This window comes from Marivita sp., from assembly GCF_020055635.1.
GTDB lineage: Bacteria > Pseudomonadota > Alphaproteobacteria > Rhodobacterales > Rhodobacteraceae > Marivita.
This window is the reverse complement of sequence record NZ_JAIPUT010000010.1, coordinates 33,211-50,654: the sequence shown is the minus strand read 5'-3', so window position 1 is coordinate 50,654 and position 17,444 is coordinate 33,211. Positions and strand designations below refer to the sequence as shown.

17 protein-coding genes are annotated in these 17,444 nt (G+C 60.9%); 3 read left to right on the top strand and 14 right to left on the bottom strand.

Going from position 1 to position 17,444, the window contains the following annotated elements; genetic code table 11:
* Window positions 1-52 precede the first annotated feature (52 nt).
* Window positions 53-1,453: a DUF4214 domain-containing protein gene (locus LCF60_RS07400; RefSeq protein ID WP_292290784.1), complete on the top strand. Its 1,401-nt coding sequence runs from the start codon at window positions 53-55 to the stop codon at window positions 1,451-1,453.
* 3 nt (window positions 1,454-1,456) lie between these two features.
* Here LCF60_RS07400 and dxs read toward each other — a convergent pair whose 3' ends face one another.
* From dxs to LCF60_RS07335, 13 genes are all read right to left on the bottom strand, one after another.
* The gene (gene dxs / locus LCF60_RS07395; protein ID WP_292290783.1) at window positions 1,457-3,382 is read right to left on the bottom strand and encodes a 1-deoxy-D-xylulose-5-phosphate synthase; all 1,926 of its coding nucleotides are present in this window, start codon (window positions 3,380-3,382) and stop codon (window positions 1,457-1,459) included.
* 198 nt (window positions 3,383-3,580) lie between these two features.
* The gene (gene pufC, locus LCF60_RS07390) at window positions 3,581-4,660 is read right to left on the bottom strand and encodes a photosynthetic reaction center cytochrome PufC (RefSeq protein ID WP_292290781.1); all 1,080 of its coding nucleotides are present in this window, start codon (window positions 4,658-4,660) and stop codon (window positions 3,581-3,583) included.
* Between the two features lie 2 nt (window positions 4,661-4,662).
* A complete protein-coding gene (gene pufM, locus LCF60_RS07385; protein WP_292290779.1) occupies window positions 4,663-5,646 on the bottom strand; it encodes a photosynthetic reaction center subunit M in 984 nt (327 codons plus the stop codon).
* 2 nt (window positions 5,647-5,648) lie between these two features.
* Window positions 5,649-6,488 (bottom strand): photosynthetic reaction center subunit L, encoded by an 840-nt coding sequence (pufL, locus tag LCF60_RS07380; RefSeq protein WP_292290778.1) that lies wholly within the window; start codon window positions 6,486-6,488, stop codon window positions 5,649-5,651.
* Window positions 6,489-6,620: 132 nt separating this feature from the next.
* Window positions 6,621-6,779, bottom strand: a complete 159-nt coding sequence (gene pufA, locus LCF60_RS07375; protein ID WP_292290776.1) for a light-harvesting antenna LH1, alpha subunit — start codon at window positions 6,777-6,779, stop codon at window positions 6,621-6,623.
* A 15-nt stretch (window positions 6,780-6,794) separates the two neighbouring features.
* The gene (gene pufB / locus LCF60_RS07370; protein ID WP_072778079.1) at window positions 6,795-6,944 is read right to left on the bottom strand and encodes a light-harvesting antenna LH1, beta subunit; all 150 of its coding nucleotides are present in this window, start codon (window positions 6,942-6,944) and stop codon (window positions 6,795-6,797) included.
* A 117-nt stretch (window positions 6,945-7,061) separates the two neighbouring features.
* A complete protein-coding gene (pufQ, locus tag LCF60_RS07365; protein ID WP_292290775.1) occupies window positions 7,062-7,289 on the bottom strand; it encodes a cytochrome PufQ in 228 nt (75 codons plus the stop codon).
* Entirely contained in the window at window positions 7,286-8,752 is a 1,467-nt protein-coding gene (bchZ, locus tag LCF60_RS07360) for a chlorophyllide a reductase subunit Z (RefSeq protein WP_292290774.1), read from the bottom strand. Before bchZ ends, pufQ begins: the two co-directional genes overlap by 4 nt.
* Window positions 8,752-10,317, bottom strand: coding sequence for a chlorophyllide a reductase subunit Y (gene bchY, locus LCF60_RS07355; RefSeq protein WP_292290772.1), 1,566 nt, complete (start codon window positions 10,315-10,317; stop codon window positions 8,752-8,754). Before bchY ends, bchZ begins: the two co-directional genes overlap by 1 nt.
* A 45-nt stretch (window positions 10,318-10,362) precedes the next feature.
* Window positions 10,363-11,364, bottom strand: a complete 1,002-nt coding sequence (locus LCF60_RS07350) for a chlorophyllide a reductase iron protein subunit X (RefSeq protein WP_292290771.1) — start codon at window positions 11,362-11,364, stop codon at window positions 10,363-10,365.
* Window positions 11,361-12,302, bottom strand: coding sequence for a chlorophyll synthesis pathway protein BchC (gene bchC, locus LCF60_RS07345; protein ID WP_292290770.1), 942 nt, complete (start codon window positions 12,300-12,302; stop codon window positions 11,361-11,363). The genes LCF60_RS07350 and bchC overlap by 4 nt, the downstream gene beginning before the upstream one ends.
* A 145-nt stretch (window positions 12,303-12,447) precedes the next feature.
* Complete coding sequence (locus LCF60_RS07340) at window positions 12,448-13,476, bottom strand: methyltransferase (protein ID WP_292290769.1); 1,029 nt, start codon at window positions 13,474-13,476, stop codon at window positions 12,448-12,450.
* A gap of 117 nt (window positions 13,477-13,593) precedes the next feature.
* A complete protein-coding gene (locus LCF60_RS07335; RefSeq protein ID WP_292290767.1) occupies window positions 13,594-14,469 on the bottom strand; it encodes a polyprenyl synthetase family protein in 876 nt (291 codons plus the stop codon).
* Between the two features lie 94 nt (window positions 14,470-14,563).
* On the opposite strand from LCF60_RS07335, the gene crtD reads away from it, so the two are divergent.
* The gene (gene crtD, locus LCF60_RS07330; RefSeq protein WP_292290766.1) at window positions 14,564-16,135 is read left to right on the top strand and encodes a 1-hydroxycarotenoid 3,4-desaturase CrtD; all 1,572 of its coding nucleotides are present in this window, start codon (window positions 14,564-14,566) and stop codon (window positions 16,133-16,135) included.
* Complete coding sequence (gene crtC, locus LCF60_RS07325; protein WP_292290858.1) at window positions 16,090-16,962, top strand: carotenoid 1,2-hydratase; 873 nt, start codon at window positions 16,090-16,092, stop codon at window positions 16,960-16,962. Before crtD ends, crtC begins: the two co-directional genes overlap by 46 nt.
* On the opposite strand, the gene LCF60_RS07320 is transcribed toward crtC, so the two are convergent.
* Window positions 16,959-17,441 carry a TspO/MBR family protein gene (locus LCF60_RS07320; RefSeq protein ID WP_292290764.1) on the bottom strand — a complete coding sequence of 161 codons (483 nt, stop codon included), beginning with the start codon at window positions 17,439-17,441 and terminating at the stop codon, window positions 16,959-16,961. The genes crtC and LCF60_RS07320 overlap by 4 nt on opposite strands.
* Between the last annotated feature and the right edge of the window lie 3 nt (window positions 17,442-17,444).

Sequence of the window (17,444 nt, the reverse complement as noted above, 5' to 3'; positions counted from 1 at the left end):
GCCCTAGTCTGTCCCTAGACATTTAAGAGGGGCTCGAACTGGGGAGTTTGGGATGTCTGCTGCCACCGCCAGTGATCTGGAACGGTACATGTTGGATCTCGTCAACGAGGAGCGCACAAGCCGTGGCTTGAACGAACTCGTGCTCGACAAGGTCTTGAACGCGTCTGCCGATGCGCATTCCTTGTGGATGCTCGACACCAATGTCTTCAGCCATACCGGCGCGGGCGGAACAACGCCAACCGAACGCATGACCGCCGAAGGGTTCGACCTGTCCGGGTCGTGGCGCACGGCTGAAAACATCGCTGCCCAGAGCGAGCGTGGTGAAGAGGGCCTGTTCGATGACGTGTACGATTTGCACATCGCCCTGATGAACAGCCCTGGCCACCGCGAGAACATCCTCATGCCGAATCTGGAGGTGGTCGGGATCGGTATCCAGACGGGGACCTATTCCTACGACAGCGGCACCTATTACTCGGTAATGGTGACCCAGAATTTTGCGATGACAGGCGGGAACACGACGCCGGACATCATCGAACCGGAAGGCGCTCCGTCGACTGCGACTCCGACGGAACGGGATTCTGTCGGAGTCCTTGTCGGGACAGCGACGGCAGAAAACCTTGTTGGAACCGACCAGAACGACACGATAACGGGTTCCGGTGGCAACGATATCCTGTGGGGCGACGCGGGCAACGACATGGCCGTCTACATGAACGACATGGCGGATTACGGGCTGACCATCGACAGCGGCTCGATCCTTATCGAGGACCGCAGCGGTGGCGACGGGACCGACACGCTCAACAGTATCGAGCGTCTGCAATTCGATGACTCGCTCTTCGAACTGGGCAAATTCACAAATGTCAGCACCCTGACGGATGCCGACATGCTGGCGTTCTGCGAGCTTTATGTCGCCTATTTCAACCGTGCGCCGGATTCCACGGGTTTGCTTTTCTGGGGGTCAGTCCTGGCGGATGGTGATCTGTCGATGGCTGACATCGCCCGCGAATTCTACGGGCAACCGGAAACGCAGGCCCTGTACGGCGGGTCGAGCAGCACCGGCGATTTTGTTGAGGCCGTCTATTCGAACATCCTGGGGCGTGATCCGGACGCGGGTGGCTTCGGCTATTGGACTGGCCTTCTGGACAGCGGCAGCATCGAGCGCGCAGAGTTCATTCTCAGGATGATCGACGGGGCAAAGGCCGACAGCGGTAGCCCGGCCGACGCGCAATACCTCGAAACCAAGGCAGAGATCGGAGCCTATTTTGCGGTGGTCAATGGTCTGAATAACATCTCGATCGCAAACGACGTTATGCAGACCTTCGATGGCACGATGGCTTCGGTCGAGGATGCGAAAGACATGATCGACGATCACGCTGCCATGATCGACACTGCCGAGAATTCCGAATTCACCATCAGCGTGACCGGGTTGGTCGAAGACGCCCTGGACTGGATCTGACCCTCACGCGCCTTTCGTGAGGGGCACCACCTTGCCGTCGCTGGACGTCAAGGACACCGCCATTTTGTACAGGTCGAAGCGGGTCATGCCAGCGTCGGCATACATCTCGTCGGGCGACGCCTGGTCGATGAACCGATCAGGCAACGTGACCGTGCGCACCTTGAGCCCGAAATCCAGAGCCCCGCGATCCGCCAGTTCATGCAGGACCATCGCGCCAAAGCCACCGCGCGCGCCCTGTTCGACGGTGATCAACGCGTCATGCGTGCGGGCGAGTTTCAGGATAAGATCGATGTCGAGCGGCTTGGCGAAACGGGCATCGGCGATCGTGACGCTGACACCATCCTTCTCAAGAAGCCGCGTGGCCGCTTCAACCTCGGCCAGATGCGCGCCGAAGCTCAGAAAGGCGACATCGCTGCCCTCTTGAACAACACGGCCCTTGCCGATTTCGAGCACCTCGCCCCGGTCCGGCAACTGGACACCATTTCCGGACCCGCGTGGATAGCGGAAGGCGATCGGTCCGCTGTCATGCGCGACTGCCGTGGCGACCATATGCATCAGCTCGGCCTCGTCGGCAGCGGCCATAACCGTCATGTTGGGCAGGGCCGTCAGGTATCCGACATCGAACGCTCCGGCATGGGTCGCGCCATCGGCTCCCACAAGCCCTGCGCGGTCGATGGCAAAGCGCACGGGCAGGTTTTGAAGCGCGACATCATGCACAACCTGGTCGTAGCCGCGTTGCAGGAAGGTCGAGTAGATCGCACAGAATGGCTTCAGCCCTGTCGCCGCCATGCCCGCGGCAAAGGTCACGGCGTGCTGTTCCGCGATGCCCACGTCAAACACCCGTGACGGAAACCTCTTGGCCAGAATGTCGATCCCGGTACCGCCCGGCATCGCTGCCGTCACGCCGACGATATTGGGGTCGCGCGACGCCTCGTCGGTGAGCGTGTCGCCAAAGACCTTGGTATAGCTGGGCGCATTGGGTTTCGATTTGGCCTGCGTGCCCGATTGCACGTCGAACTTGGATACGCCGTGATACTTGTCGGCACTGTTCTCGGCATAGGAATAGCCCTTGCCCTTGACCGTGCAGCAATGGATCAGGACCGGACCGGTCGCCCGCGCCCGCGCCGCGCGCAGAACTGGCAGAAGCTGGCCCATGTCGTGCCCGTTGATCGGGCCGATATATTCAAAGCCAAGCTCTTCGAAAAGCGTGCCGGATCCTTGCAGGTTGCCCGTTACAAGCTGACGCGCGCGCTTTGCGCTTTCACGCATCGGCGCGGGCAAGGATGCCTCGAAGCCTTCGGCCAGGGATTTCACCTTGGCCAGTGGATCATTCGCATACATGCGGCTCAGGTAGGACGACATAGCCCCGACCGGCGGAGCGATGCTCATTTCGTTGTCATTCAGGATGACGAACATCCGGCGGCCTTCGTGGCCGGCATTGTTCATGGCTTCATAGGCCATGCCGGCGCTGATTGCCCCGTCCCCGATCACCGCGATGGCATCGCCGGTCGGTCGGCCCATTTCGCGGCCGACGGTGAACCCCAGGGCGGCTGAAATCGACGTGGAAGAATGCGCCGCACCGAACGGATCGTACTCGGACTCGCTGCGCTTGGTGAAACCCGAGAGACCGTCTTTCTGACGCAGCGTCGGCATGCGGTGACGGCGGCCGGTCAGGATCTTGTGCGGATAACACTGGTGGCCCACGTCCCAAACCAGTTTGTCCATCGGCGTGTTGAACACGGCATGGATGGCAACAGCCAGTTCGACCACGCCCAGGCTCGAGCCAAGATGCCCGCCGGTTTGCGATACGGCAGAGATGACCTCGGACCTGACTTCATCCGCGAGCGTCGTGAGCGTCGCATCATCCATCTTGCGTAAATCCGCAGGGCCGGCGACCCGGTCGAGAGTGGGAGTGATGGTATGTGTCATCTGTCAGTCTCCTCGGGGAAAGAGAGAAGTTAGGCGTCACGTTTGCCAGGGTTAGCCAGAAACGTGACGCCAGTTCCTGTAGCCAACAGGAAGGGAACCGGGGTGTTGAGCCCCGTACCCGACTTTGCGTTTTGGGAACCTGTCAAAGCCGGATCTGGCGTTCCGGGGCAGCGTCAATCGACGCAACCCCGGAAATGTTCAGTCAAGCACCGGGTCGATATTGGCCAGTTCCGGCCAGGCACCGATGACGTTCAGACCCTGCAATGGCCGCTGGTAGCCCTTGTGGCATGTCTTGCAGGCCGCTTTGGGCGCATCCGCAAAGACAGGACCAAGCCGCTCGGGCGGATAGAGCCCTTCGAGAGGCACAAGCCATTCGTTGTTGATCTCCTGCACCATCGAGATGCCGAGCATTTCCGTCGACCATTGTGGTGTCACCTGCTCGACGTCATAGAAGGCACGCGAGTTGTGGCAGAAGACACAGTTCACACCCAGGGAGTTGGAAACGTAGTTCATCAGGCTGAACGTCCGTTCCGTGTCCTGCCAGGTCGGATACCCCTCTTCCGACGGATAGGCGGCGACATGCGCTTCGAGGTCATGCACACCGATGCGACCGTAATCCAGAAGATAGGTCTCGAGGGCGTCAGAAGGCAGCGATGTATACTGGCTTTGAACCGTCACACGGTTCTGAACTGCCGCCCACCCTTCGGTCGCTTCGTTGACCGGACCCATGCGAAACCAGATCTCGGACGGAACAGGCTGTCCACGGTGACAGGAATAGCAACTGACACCCACTTCGGCGTTGGATTGAACGTGTCCGATCCAGTTTTCGTTGATGCTCTGCGTCATGCCGATCATCGTGTAGGCAACCTGCGTCTGATAGCTGTCCGGGTCTTCCATCAGATCGGGAATACCGGTCCAGGCCCGCATCGCCACGATCAGCTCTGCATATCTCTCGTCGGAGATATCGGGCAGATTGGGTGGCAGGTTCGCCAGAGCCGCGTCACTGACCCCCGCGATATCCTCTTCGGTGATCTGGTCACGACCGAGATACGCCGCAATTGTCGGATCCGCGTCGCGGATCTGATTGACGAATTCCGGCCTGGACATCCCGGTTCCGCGCGGGCCTGTCTGAAGGCTTTCGGTCTTGAAGGGCTGGCCAACCACCACGATGAACGCGGCAACCGTGACGGCCACCCCCGCCGCTCCTACCAGGATGGCCGGACCATAGATGTTGGTCGGGTTCTCCCGGTTCCACTTATTGAACCACATCGGAAGCATGATCAGTTCTCCTGTCCAATAAAGGCTTCATAGGAGCCGTAAGCTTCGTAGCCATAAGAGCCGTCATACATCGGAGCGAAGTGATGCTCCTGGGCCCAGATGAACCAGTTGTCCACGACGGTGCCGGTCAGAAGGATGCCGATACCACCAGTGATCGGGGTCAGGACCGCGAACCACCATGCCCAGCGGTGAATGCCTTCCATCGTGGCGTTGAAGCCCATGGTCCAGCGCCAGAACAGGGCAGCCCGTTCGACGGCCGTACCACGGTCGACGATCTGCTCCAGTTCGCGGTCGCCGCCGTAACGGGTCACCGCCAGAATGGTCGCGCCGTGCATCGCGAACAGCAGGACAGAGCCATAAAGGAACACGATGCTCAGACAGTGGAACGGGTTGTAGTAAAGGTTGCCGTACCGGATCGAGAACGCGGTGGTCCAGTCAAGGTGCGGGAAGATCCCGTACGGGACGCCTTCCGACCAGGACCCCATGAGGATCGGACGGAACAGGCCCAACACGAGGAACAGCCAGATGGCGGACCCGAACGCCCAGAAGACGTGTTTGCCCATCTTGTGTTCCATGGCGAGCAGATAACTCCGCGCCCACCAGCTCATCACCGACACCAGCAGGAAGAAACTGGCGATGATGTACCATCCGCCATCCTGTAGCGGCGGGAAGCGCAAGCCGTATTCCGGGCTTGGCGGCTCCAGCGCGAGCCAGAACAGCTGGCGGATGAATTCCGGGATCGACCAGTCGACCTGGGCCAGCATGTTCAGCCCGATGATGTTGAGCGCAAGGATGCCCGTCGCAAGCGACACCATCCCCGTCCAACCCAGCCAGATCGGGCCAAGCTGCGCGTTGCCGATCCATCCGACCAGCGTCGAGAAACCGGGTTTGCCCATCCGCTCGCGGCCGGACTGTTCGGTCTCCAGACCCCATTCAGGTGTGCCCTGAACCTGGACCTGCGTGAAAATGTTCTGATATTCAGCCATGATTACATCCCCACATTGGCGCCCCAGATGGGCATATCGAGCCACCAGTTCCACCACTCGGGCCAGCCCTTCGTCCAGACGGGGCCAGAGATGATGATACAGATGGCAGACCAGAATCCGGCATTGAGAGCGAGCAGCAATCCGATCCGGTGAATACCGAGCGTGCCGACCGAGTAGCCGATGAAATCACGAAAGAACGTGTCTTCGTGATCCGGTGTCTTCACTTCTTCACCCTTTTCGGGGTTCGCCGCCGACAGGATCAGGCCACCGTGCAACGCGAGCGCCAGGGTCGTGGTGAAGAAAAACGTCACCGCGAGCATGTGGGCCGGGTTGTAGTGGAAATGCAGGTAGGCGTAGCCGGTGTTCGACACCCAGTCGAGGTGGCTGAAGATACCGTACGGAAAGCCGTGTCCCCACGCACCCATCAGAAGCGGGCGGAAGATCACGAGCGTCACGTAGGCGAAAATCGCGACGCCGAAGGCGAAGGGCACGTGATACCCGATACCCAGCTTGCGACAGATCTCGACTTCGCGCAGCGCCCAGCTGATGAACGCGCCCGTCGCGCAGATCGTGATGATCTGCCACAGGCCGCCTTCCATCAGCGGTGCCATGCCCAGACCGACACTCAGGTCAGGCGGCGCGATGTTGATAAGCCATGGATTGAATGTGCCTTGATCGGCCGCGCCCCACAAAATGAGGATCGTGCCGAGCAGAGCGAAAAAGGCGGTCGTGACTCCGAAGAAGCCTACGTAAAACGGCCCAACCCAGAAGTCGAACAGATCGCCGCCGATCAGCGTCCCTCCGCGGACGCGGTACTTTTTTTCGAAGCTGAGCAGCGCCATCTTCTTTATCTCCGCGTTTGCCGGCAAGTCCACGGAAGGGACTCCGCCGTCGTGTTGAATTTGGTTTTGCTGCGGGCGGGGCGATGGTCTGCCGCCCGCAGCGATCTTGTTAGCCCTTCCGAGCTGACTGGCTTACATGTTGCCAGCGGCTGCTGCGGTTTCGAACCAGTTGATGCCGTTGGACAGCACCACCAGGTGAATCATTGCAGCCAGCAGGAAGAGGAAGACACCCTGCGCGACAAACACGCGACGGGGATCAAAGATGAGCCAGATCTTGTAGAACTTTGCCATTGTATTGATCCTTCCTTAGAACCAGGGGCGCCAGATGAAGGTTGCCAGGTGTGCAACCACTGCAACCGCCGAGAACAGCCAAAGGCCGCTCATGTAGACGGAATGCAGCTCCTGGGCCTGCTCGTCAGTAAGACCTGTGAATGACAGGTCGGTATTATCAGCCATGAACTTTCCTCCGGAATGTTATGCTGACGCCGCACTCCCTGCGGCCGGGTCCATCGGGGCTTGCGCCCGTCAGGTCCTGTCCACCCCGCCGGGTGGCCAGTCTCGTGATCTCCGCCGTCAGGCCGAGAAAATCAGGGGCGTGATCCGATCCGCTTCGCACCATGCACGTGCCAGCGGGCCCCGCATGTTGAGCGTCTGTTTCTGGAACACTTCGAGCATCCAGATCACGAACGCGAAGGGAATCGCGACGATGAAGATGATGCTGAAATACACCAGGAACTCGGTCCCGCGTTTTGTGTGACCGTGCCTGTGAGTGCGCGTGTCAGAAGAGGTGAAATCCGTCATTTGGTCGGTCCTCCTTGGGTATGGGCCAGGGCCTGAACAGTCTCGAAGACAACACGTTCAGCGCCTTGTTTCAGGGCTGCTGCCTCTGCGGCGTCGCGCAGGTTCTTGGCAGCAGAAATTCGGGTGAGTACGGGGTGTTGCGACACGATCCGGTCAAGTTCGGACTGGGCATCGGCATCCCATGGAAAGTCGCGGCGCAGCGGTGTCAGGGTCGACTCCGCCTTGTCCATCTCGGTGCCCAGCGGCAGGATATGGAACAACGCATCGAACAGCCCGTTGCACACTTCCTGCAACAGATAGGTCGCGCCGGCGTAGCCCATCATCGGCGTACCGGTGTGACGCCGTATGGCAGCGCCGGGAAACGAAGCCGGAATGAATGTCGGCTGCGGGCCATGCCCCGCCTGCATTTCAGCAAGGTACATCTTTTCGTTGATCGACCCCATGACAACCAGTGGTCGCTTGGTGTGGATCATCGACCGGACTTCTTCGTTGTTGGTCTTTGCACCGGCAATCCGCGCAACCGCAAAGGCGCAGGGCAGGCCCAGATCGCCTTCGAGGTACTTGCGGATACCACGGGCATAGGTTTCGTTCGCGACGATCCCGAATTGAGCCGTTGCAAAGAAATCCTGCGTGACCGAGCGCCACAGATCCCAGATCGGCTTTAGCGTCGAATGCTTTTCCTGTTCGATGAACGGTTCCGGGTCGAGGCCCAGCATGTCGCCCAGCTTGCGCAGGAACTTTGTAGTGCTGTCCATGCCGATTGGCGCTTGCAGATAGGGCTTGCCCAGCACCTCGCACAGGCCGCGGCCGAATTCGCGATACATGCAGATATTCACGTCAGCATTCACAAGGTTGCGCATCTCGGCCAAGTGTGCGCCAAGCGGCATCACCATGTTGACCTCGGCGCCCATGCCTTCGACAAGACGCCGGATTTCGGCCAGGTCGGACGGCATGTTGAACGTGCCGTACATCGGACCAAGAATGTTCACGCGCGGCCTGGCGCCCTCTTCGCGCTTTTTCTCGGGCGGCATACGACCCTTGGTCATGCCGAATTCCGTGAAGATCCAGGTCATCGCGCGGTCCGCGCTTTCCCACTGATCCTCGTCGATCGTGCGCGGCAGGAAACGCTGAAGATTGGTGCCCATCGGAGTGACGCCGCCGCCGATCATCTCGGCAATCGACCCGGTGACCACCACGGCCGGCAAAGCCGGGTCGAGCACACCCCAGGCGCGTTTCATCGCCCCTTCGGTTCCCTCTCGACCCAGCTCCTCCTCACCGAGGCCAGTTACCACGATAGGGAGCTCATGTGGCGGCAGCGCGTCCGTGTAATGAAGAACGGATGTGACAGGCAGGTTTTCGCAGCCGACCGGGCCGTCGATGACCACCTGCAATCCCTTGACGGCGGTAAAGGCATAGACAGCGCCCCAGTAGCCCCCCGCGCGGTCGTGATCCTGAATCAGCATCAGATCATCTCCTGCGCTTTGGCGGCCCGCGCCTGCTTGTCGATCTTCTTCTGGTGCTGGGCGCGGAAGTCGGGGCGCAGGTTCGGAGATTTTTCCCAGACGCCAGCGGTGTCACCCGTGCCGACACCGTCGAAAAAGGCCTTCATGTCGTCCATGCGCGCCTTGCCGGCGATGGCGGCATTAATCACTTCGGCCAGCGACCCGGCGCCTGCCGGACCCATCAGGGGGCGCGCGGAAATCAGGTTGGTGTAGTAAAGTCCCGGAATGCCCATTTCCTTGGCCTTCTGCACAACCGGAGTCGTACCGATGGCAAGGTCGGGCTTCACCGCTTCCATCGCGGCGCAATCGTCTTCCAGTGACGCGCGATAGGTGACCTTGATGCCCTTGCTTTCCAGCCATTCGCGATCCGGCTCGGACCACTTGGTGCGCGGGCAGGCCGTGCCGACATAGCGCAGGTCAGCGCCACTTTCGACCAGCAGGCGGGCAACCAGCAGTTCAGAGCCTTCATAGCCGGACAGAGTGATGGTGCCCTTGATCGGTGTCGCAGCGAGTGCCGCTTTGATCGCGGGAAGGAAGGCGTTTTGCGCTGCTGCGATCTGCTCGGCCGGGATGTTGAATGCATCGCCAATGCCCGCCAGCCAGGCCGCCGTGCCATCGTGGCCAACCGGCGCAGAGCCGACAATCGGACGGCCCGCCGCTTCGAATTCGCGGATCGCGGCCGTGTAGAAGGGATGGATCGCCGCCACGACACCGCAATCCAGCGCCGCATAAAGCTCGCGCCATTCGCGGCACGGAACCACCGGCCCGGCAGCAAGGCCCATCGGAGCCAGCATCGCGCCGATCATCATCGGGTCCGCCGGAAACATCTCACCCAGGAGCGCGACTGTCGGACGATCCGCCTTGCCACCGTCGGGGGCCTGAACCGGACCGGCCTTGACCTCTTCGCGGGCGTAATTGAGCATCGCACCGGCAAGCACGTCTTTGGCCTCGGCATGGGTCGGAATACCAAACCCCGGCACGTCGATGCCGACGATGCGAACGCCGTTGATCTCTTTCGGAAGCAGCCGCAGCGGAACACCGGAGGCCGTCGGCACACAAAGGTTCGTCACCACGATCGCGTCGAAACGATCAGGATCGGCCATTTCGTGCACGCTGTCGCGGATGTCTTCGTAAAGTTTGCCGGTAACCAACGTTTCGGAATTGAACGGCACATAGCCGACCGACCGGCGCGCACCGTAGAAATGCGACACGAAGGTCAGGCCATAGACACAGCAGGCCGACCCGGACAGGATCGTTGCGACCCGTTTCATCCGAAGACCGACGCGCAGCGACCCGAAGGCGGGACACATGCTTTGCGGCTGATCATGCGGACCTTTCGGATAGTCCTTGGCGAATTGATCCAGCATTTCGGAATTGCCCGCAAGACGCGCGGCCTTTTCCATCTCGGACCCAGAGTGACACCCAAGCCCATCCGCCAGCACTGGCGTATCGGGGGCGTCGACCCGTGGTTCCCCACGGATGACCTCTACCTCTGCCGTCTCGTCGTATGTTGCTTCGTTCGTCACGTGTTCTTCTTCTTTCGTTCCCAGGGGCGTTCCGGTGGCTGGCCGTCACGCTTCGTCGTAAATCACTTCCAGAGACTCTTGCGGGGCGGCGTTCTTGCCGCGCATGTCCATGTCCGTTGCAGGCACCAGCGTGTAACCCGCACCGGTCTCGGACCCGTCGAACAGCTCGAGCAGTTCATCCTGGCTGAGCGGTGCAGGGCGAACGGGCGGCGCTTCGCCAACATTCAGACCCAGTTCGGCAAACAACGCGCCCCATTGGGACTGGTCCGTGCCGACGATCTGGTAATTCGCGGATTTCTTGCGCAAATCGTCGTCCTGCGGGATCGACGCCAAGACGGGGATCTTGACCGCTTCGGCAAAGGCCTGCGCCTCGCCCGATCCGTCGTCCTTGTTGATGACAAGACCGGCAACGCCGACATTGCCGCCAAGACGCCGGAAATATTCGACCGCCGAACACACGTTATTCGCCACATACAGCGACTGAAGATCGTTCGACGCGACCAGGATCACCTTCTGCGCCATGTCGCGGGCAATCGGCAGGCCGAAGCCGCCACAGACCACGTCGCCCAGGAAATCGAGCAGGACATAATCGAAATCCCAATCGTGGAAGCCCAACTTTTCCAGCAGCTCGAATCCGTGGATGATGCCACGTCCGCCGCAGCCGCGACCCACTTCGGGTCCGCCCAGCTCCATCGCAAAGACACCGCCGCGCTTGAAGCAGACATCACCGATCTTTACTTCTTCCCCGGCCAGTTTCTTCTTGGTCGAGGTCTCGATGATCGTCGGGCAGGCCTTGCCGCCGAACAGAAGGCTTGTGGTGTCGGATTTCGGGTCGCAGCCGATCAGCAAAACACGTTTGCCCTGCTCGGCCATCATGTGGCTAAGATTGGCCAGCGTGAAGGATTTGCCGATCCCGCCCTTGCCATAAATCGCGATTATCTGGGTTTTCTTCGTCGCCTCTGTCGGGAGCACATCCGCCAGGTCTTCATTGGCTTCGTCCCGCAGGCGCTGATCGAAGTCTTTGAGGTTTGGAACGTCGTCTTTCACGAAGGCGTCTCCCAGTTGAGGATCATTTTCAGGCAGGTCGGGTCTTCGAAGGCGGTGCGATACGCGTCCGGAGCATCCTGTGCTGCCACTTGATGTGTGATGAGACCGTCAAGGCTCAGAGCACCGTTTTCGACCAGCGTACGTGTGGCCGCGAGGTCTTCGCGCGCCCATTCAGCGGCCACCCGGAACCGCGCCTCTTTCATGAAGGCGGGGGGAAAGGAGAACTGAAGCGGCTGGGTATAGAAGCCCGCCAGAACGATCTCGCCACCTTTGGCGATACGCCCCACGAGGTCGTTCAGAAGACCGCCATTGCCGCTGGCATCGTAGATCGACCGGTAGTCCCGGCGGTCGTCCGTATCCGGGTGGATGACGTCATAGCCATCGGCACCCGACACGCGGTCCGGGTCGATTTCCCAGACCGTCGGCGCAGGCGCACCCGCAGCGATTGTCAGGCGCGCCAACAAGCGGCCCAGAACGCCATGTCCGACGATGAGATCGGGAACCGCCTTGTCCAGTCCGGCCATTGCGTGACGGGCCGTCGCCGCCAGGGCGAGCAATGCACCCTGCGCTCCGAGGCCACGATCTATGCGGGTGACGCGGTCTTGCGCAGTCACCAGCCGACGGGTTGCGCCGCCGAACAGGCCAAACACGCCGTCATAGCAATTCGCGCCAGGAACAAAGACATGATCACCCGGCTTGAATGCGGTGTTCGAACCCGCCTCGACAACGTCTCCGGACGCCTCGTAACCGGGGATCAGGGGATACCCCATTCCCGGGAACGGAGGCATGTCACCCGTCCAGAAAAGCTTTTCGGTTCCGGTCGAAATTCCGGAATGTCTGATGTCGACGACCAGATCATCGGGACCCGGGTCAACCAAACGAACATCCTGCAAAGCAAGGGTTTTCGGCGCATTCAGCACGACGGCGTTTGTTTGCATCCTAACCTCCTGCGGTCGAGCGACACCCTTCTCGAAGAATCGAATCCAGATTGTCGCATGCGGCTTGTTTCAGTGTCAGTTTATTCTTACACACTCATCTGTCAACTATATTAGACACTTTTGCTTGTAAACTCGGTGCGTGTCTTCACCCTCGAGATTTCGAAGCGGTCAGAACGGTTGTGACAAAGGGACGACGCGACGCGTATGTCCGGATTCCCGTGAACCCCGCCACCTGACACAACTCGGAAATGCGTGCAGCGCTGCGTACGGTGCCAGTTTGCATGGCGAGGCAATAAAAGCTGAAATACACATCCCCGGCGATTTCGGGCCTGTCCCCGCCGGACATTGGTTCGGAAATCACAAGACGGCCACCGTCCGGTAAAGTGTCAGAAATTTTAGACAGTAGCGCGGCGACGGTGCTGTCCTCGTGATCATACAGAACCCGGATGAGCGAGATCGTGTCCGCCCCGTCAGGCAATGGATCGTCACGGAAAGACCCCGACACGAAAGACAATCGATCGGCCGCCTGTGACTTTCGCAGACGCGCCTCTGCGTTCGGCCTGACCGCAGGAAGGTCAAGGACTGTCGCCTTGAGACCGGGATGTTTGAGGGCGGCGGCCTCGGCGAACACGCCATATCCACCTCCGATATCCAGAAGATGCCGGGTCTGGCCCAGGCTGACGGTCGAAAGCGTATCCGCCGCGACAATTTCCTGGGACCGTGCCATGAGGTCGGAATACCTGTCCGACGTTTCTGCGTCCTTGGCGTTATCGGCTCCGAACACATACGGCCAGAATGCCGCCAGTTCGGTATCGACCTCCCCGCGCAACAGCGCCACGGGATCCGAGAGATCGCGGTAGAAGGCCGCGTGATGGCGGATCATGTCCTCGAGCCCCGGAACCCCGACCATCGCCGCGCCCTTGCGGGCAAGTCCGTAGCGCCCCCGCCGATCGCGTGTCGTCAACTTCATCGCCGTCGCCGCGCGCAGGAGGCGGTCCATCCGGTCAGTGCTCAACTGGCTGGAAGCGGCCAATGCGGCAGCCGTCTGCGCGCCCTCCATGAGCCGATGCAGAACGCGCAGTTCGACCAAGGCAAAAAGCACCTGTGATTTGACGAAGCCCTGCACCAGATCGAAAAGTTCGGCACCGTCCCTGGCGGCCGTTCGACGGGTCAAGGCGAATGAAGACGCCCAGCGCTGAAATCCGGGCTTTGCCACAAGGCGCATCAGGCGGGTGCGCAGTCCGGGCCTTGGGCCAAAGGAAGACGGCAAACTGTCCGAGGCCAGCGCCATTTACCCGGCTCTGGCTGCACGCGCCGTCGGCACGGGAGTCAGGCGCTCGGCCTGCATGCGCACCATTTCGGCCAGTTGAGCCTCGCCCGGACAGGACGGAATCGAAGAGATCGCGCCTGACAGGATGTCGCGCAGACGCGACTGCGCGCCATCGACGCCCAGAACCGTAACTGCATTGGGACGCCCATGCAGATCGTCCTGTCCCACCGGCTTGCCCAGCGCTTCGCTGTCGTAAAGCGCATCGCGCAGATCATCGGCCACTTGGAACGCTTCGCCGATGCGTGCGCCCAGTTCGAACCATTGCTCTTCGTCCTGGCCCGCCGCAATGGCGCCCATCTGGGTCGCCGCGATGAAGAGCGCGCCGGTTTTCGACCGGTGATAAGCCGAGAGATCAATCTTGGACTCGCTTTCCCACCCCTGGCCGGCACAGATTCCATGGGGCATTCCAGATTGGCGCGTCAGCGCTCGGATCAACCGGATGGCCCGCTCCGGCCCATGCTCTGCCGCGCGGGCCAAAACCTCGAATGCCAGGATGATCAGGGAATCGCCGGTCAGCACGGCGAGCGGTTGCGAATAAGCGCGATGCACCGATGGCTTGCCGCGCCGGATGTCGGCATCGTCGAAACAGGGCAAATCGTCATGCACAAGACTTGCGCAATGGATCAATTCGAGAGCTGCCGCGGCGGCGTCGGTCATCCTTGGGGAGTCATCGCCGCAAGCCATCGCCACGGAGACGAGGATGGTCGGTCGAATACGCGCACCGCCCGGTGTACAGGCGTAATGCAGCGCCTCTGACAGTTTGGGAGGGGCTTTTCCGCCTTGTCCGATGCGAATTGCCGACTCTACAGCCGAGTTGATACGGGTCTGAAATCCCATCGGACACTCCTAAAACGTCGTATTGTCATTTTTGTCTGACATACTAGTGTAAACCATACTGGACACTTGGCAAATGCGAGTCAACAATTCGATGATGAAAAAGCCACCTCGCAACACCGGGCGCGTCATCATTATCGGCGCCGGCATCGGCGGCCTCGCGACCGCGCTGCCTCTGGTGCATCGCGGCTTCGATGTTACCGTACTCGAACGCCACGCGGTCCCCGGTGGCAAGATGCGGCAAGTCAATGGTGTCGATGCCGGTCCCACCGTGTTGACGATGCTGGATGTGTTCGAAGCCCTGTTCGACGATGTCGGCGAAACGCTTGCCGATCACGTGACGCTGATCCCGCAGGACACCCTGGCCCGTCACTGGTGGCCCGATAGCGGGCCGCTCGATCTGTTCGCGGATCGAAACCGCAGCGCCGATGCCATTGGCGCGTTTGCGGGCGCGAGGTCAAAAACCGAATTCCTGCGCTTCGCGGGTCGGGCGGCACGGTTGTTTGACGGTTTCCGGGATCCGATGATGCTTCGGCCCGAACCGTCACTTCGCGCCTTGACCACCCATGTGATCAAGAACCCGTCGCTGATCCGTGACATGGGGGTCGGGCAAACGCTCAAACGGCTTTTGACCACGAGTTTCACCGACCCGCGCCTGCGTCAGCTTTTCGGGCGCTATGCAACCTATGTCGGGGGATCGCCGGATCGGTCTCCGGCCCTCTTGTCGCTGATCTGGGAGGCCGAGGCCCGCGGCGTCTGGTGCGTCAAGGGCGGGATGAGCGCGCTTGCAAAGACAATTGCAAAACTCGTCGAAACCAGGGGCGGCACGGTGAAAACCAATGCCACAGTGAAAAAGATCAACACGGCTTTCGGTGGCGTCTCCGGCGTCACTCTGACATCGGGCGAAACGCTCTACGCCGATCAGGTCGTCTTCAACGGAGACCCGCGCGCCCTCGCCTTGGGGCTCCTGGGTGAGGCGTCTTCGCAAACAGCCACCATCACGAAGAAACGCGCGCGCAGTCATTCGGCCAACGTCTGGAGTTTTCAGGCCAAGCCTTCGGACATTCCGCTTGTGCATCACAACGTTTTCTTCTGCGATTCCGCAAAAAACGAGTTTGCCGAGATCGAGCGCGGCTACATTCCGTCAGACCCAACCCTTTACGTCTGCGCTGAGGATCGGGGGCAAAACACGCCAATCCCGGCAACAGAGCGATTTGAAATCATCATGAACGCTCCGCCCCTGACCCAGCGTGCAGCACAGCCCGAGGATCACGAGATATGTCACACCCGGACCTTTCCCCGTCTTCGCCGCTTTGGGCTAAGCTTCTCACCGGAACCGGGGCCACAGGCACTGACGACGGCGAAAAGCTTCGAAGCGCTCTTCCCCGGCAGCGCCGGTTCGCTTTACGGGCAGACCCCGCACGGGATGACCGCAGCACTCGAGCGACCGACGGCCAGGACCGGGATCAAGGGTCTGTATCTCGCGGGCGGTGGGACACATCCGGGGGCGGGCGTCCCGATGGCGGCGCTCTCCGGTCGGCACGCGGCCGAGGCGATCATGACGGACCGAACTTCAACCTCGCGGTCCCGCCAAACGGTTACGCCTGGTGGTACATCGACGGAATCAGCAGCGACGGCAAACGCGCTGTCTCGGTCATCGGGTTCATAGGATCGGTCTTTTCCCCGTGGTACCGCTGGTCCGGGCGCAAGAACCCCGAAAACCATGTCTGCATCAACGTGGCCACCTATGGTCCCGGCGGGCGGTTCACGATGACAGATCGCGGCACCCCTGCCCTGCGCCAGTCGGCCAACAGCTTTACCGTGGGACCGTCCTCCATGCGATGGGAAAACGGTCGGCTGGTGATCGACATCGACGAAATATCCGGACCGCCGTTGATCAGCCGCGTCCGCGGAACGATCACCGTTACGCCCAGCGCGATCACACAGGTGGAACTGCCTTTGACGGAAGATGGCGCGCATGTCTGGCGGCCCTTCGGCCCGGTCTCGGACATTTCGGTCGACTTGGACGCGCCGGGCTGGAAGTGGGACGGCCACGGCTATTTCGACGCGAATTTCGGCACCCGGGCGCTGGAAGAGGACTTTTCCTACTGGACCTGGGGCCGTTACCCGTCGCAAGGCGGCAGCACCTGTTTCTACGACGCGACAAGGCTTGATGGGTCAGAGCTCGGATCCGGCTTCCATTTCGATGCCGATGGAACCGCGTCCCAGATCGACCTGCCGCCACAACTTGAATTCAAGCGCTCACTCTGGGCCGTGCGCCGCGAAACACGGGGCGATTTCGGCTTTCGGCCGCGTCAGGTGATGAACATGCTGGATGCGCCATTTTATTCCCGCTCGATGGTCGAAACGCGCCTGAACGGAGAAAAAACCATCGGCGTGCACGAGGCGCTCGATCTCAGGCGGTTTCGGTCACCGTTGCTCAAACTCATGCTGGCGGTGCGGGTGCCTCGGCGCAGGAACTGGCGCTTCGATTAAGTCGTCGCTGTTCCCGACCTCTTGGCTTCTTCGGGGTTCAATCGCCAGACGCTGCCATTCAGCGCTCCGGCGATGGTGACCCAGATCAGGTAGGGGACAAACAGAAGACCCGCGATCAGATCGACCTGAAGCAGCGCCCAGATCGTCGCCGCCACGGAGAGCCAGAGCCCGGACAGCACGACCATACCCAGCTTGATCCGTTTCAGTCCGAAGAACACCGGGGTCCAAAGCCCGTTGAGCGCGATCTGCAATGCCCAGAACGCCATTGCCAGACCGTTGTCCGGCATCAGCGCAACACGCGCGCCGGCCGCTGACATGCACAGGTAAAGCGTGGTCCAGGTGACCGGGAAGACCCAGTTCGGGGGTGTCCATGAAGGCTTGTTCAGATTGCGGTACCATGGACCGGGCGGAAACAAACCGCCGGTCGACCCTGCTGCAAAGCAGGCTGCCAGAAAGATGCAGAACAATACCCAGAACATTCA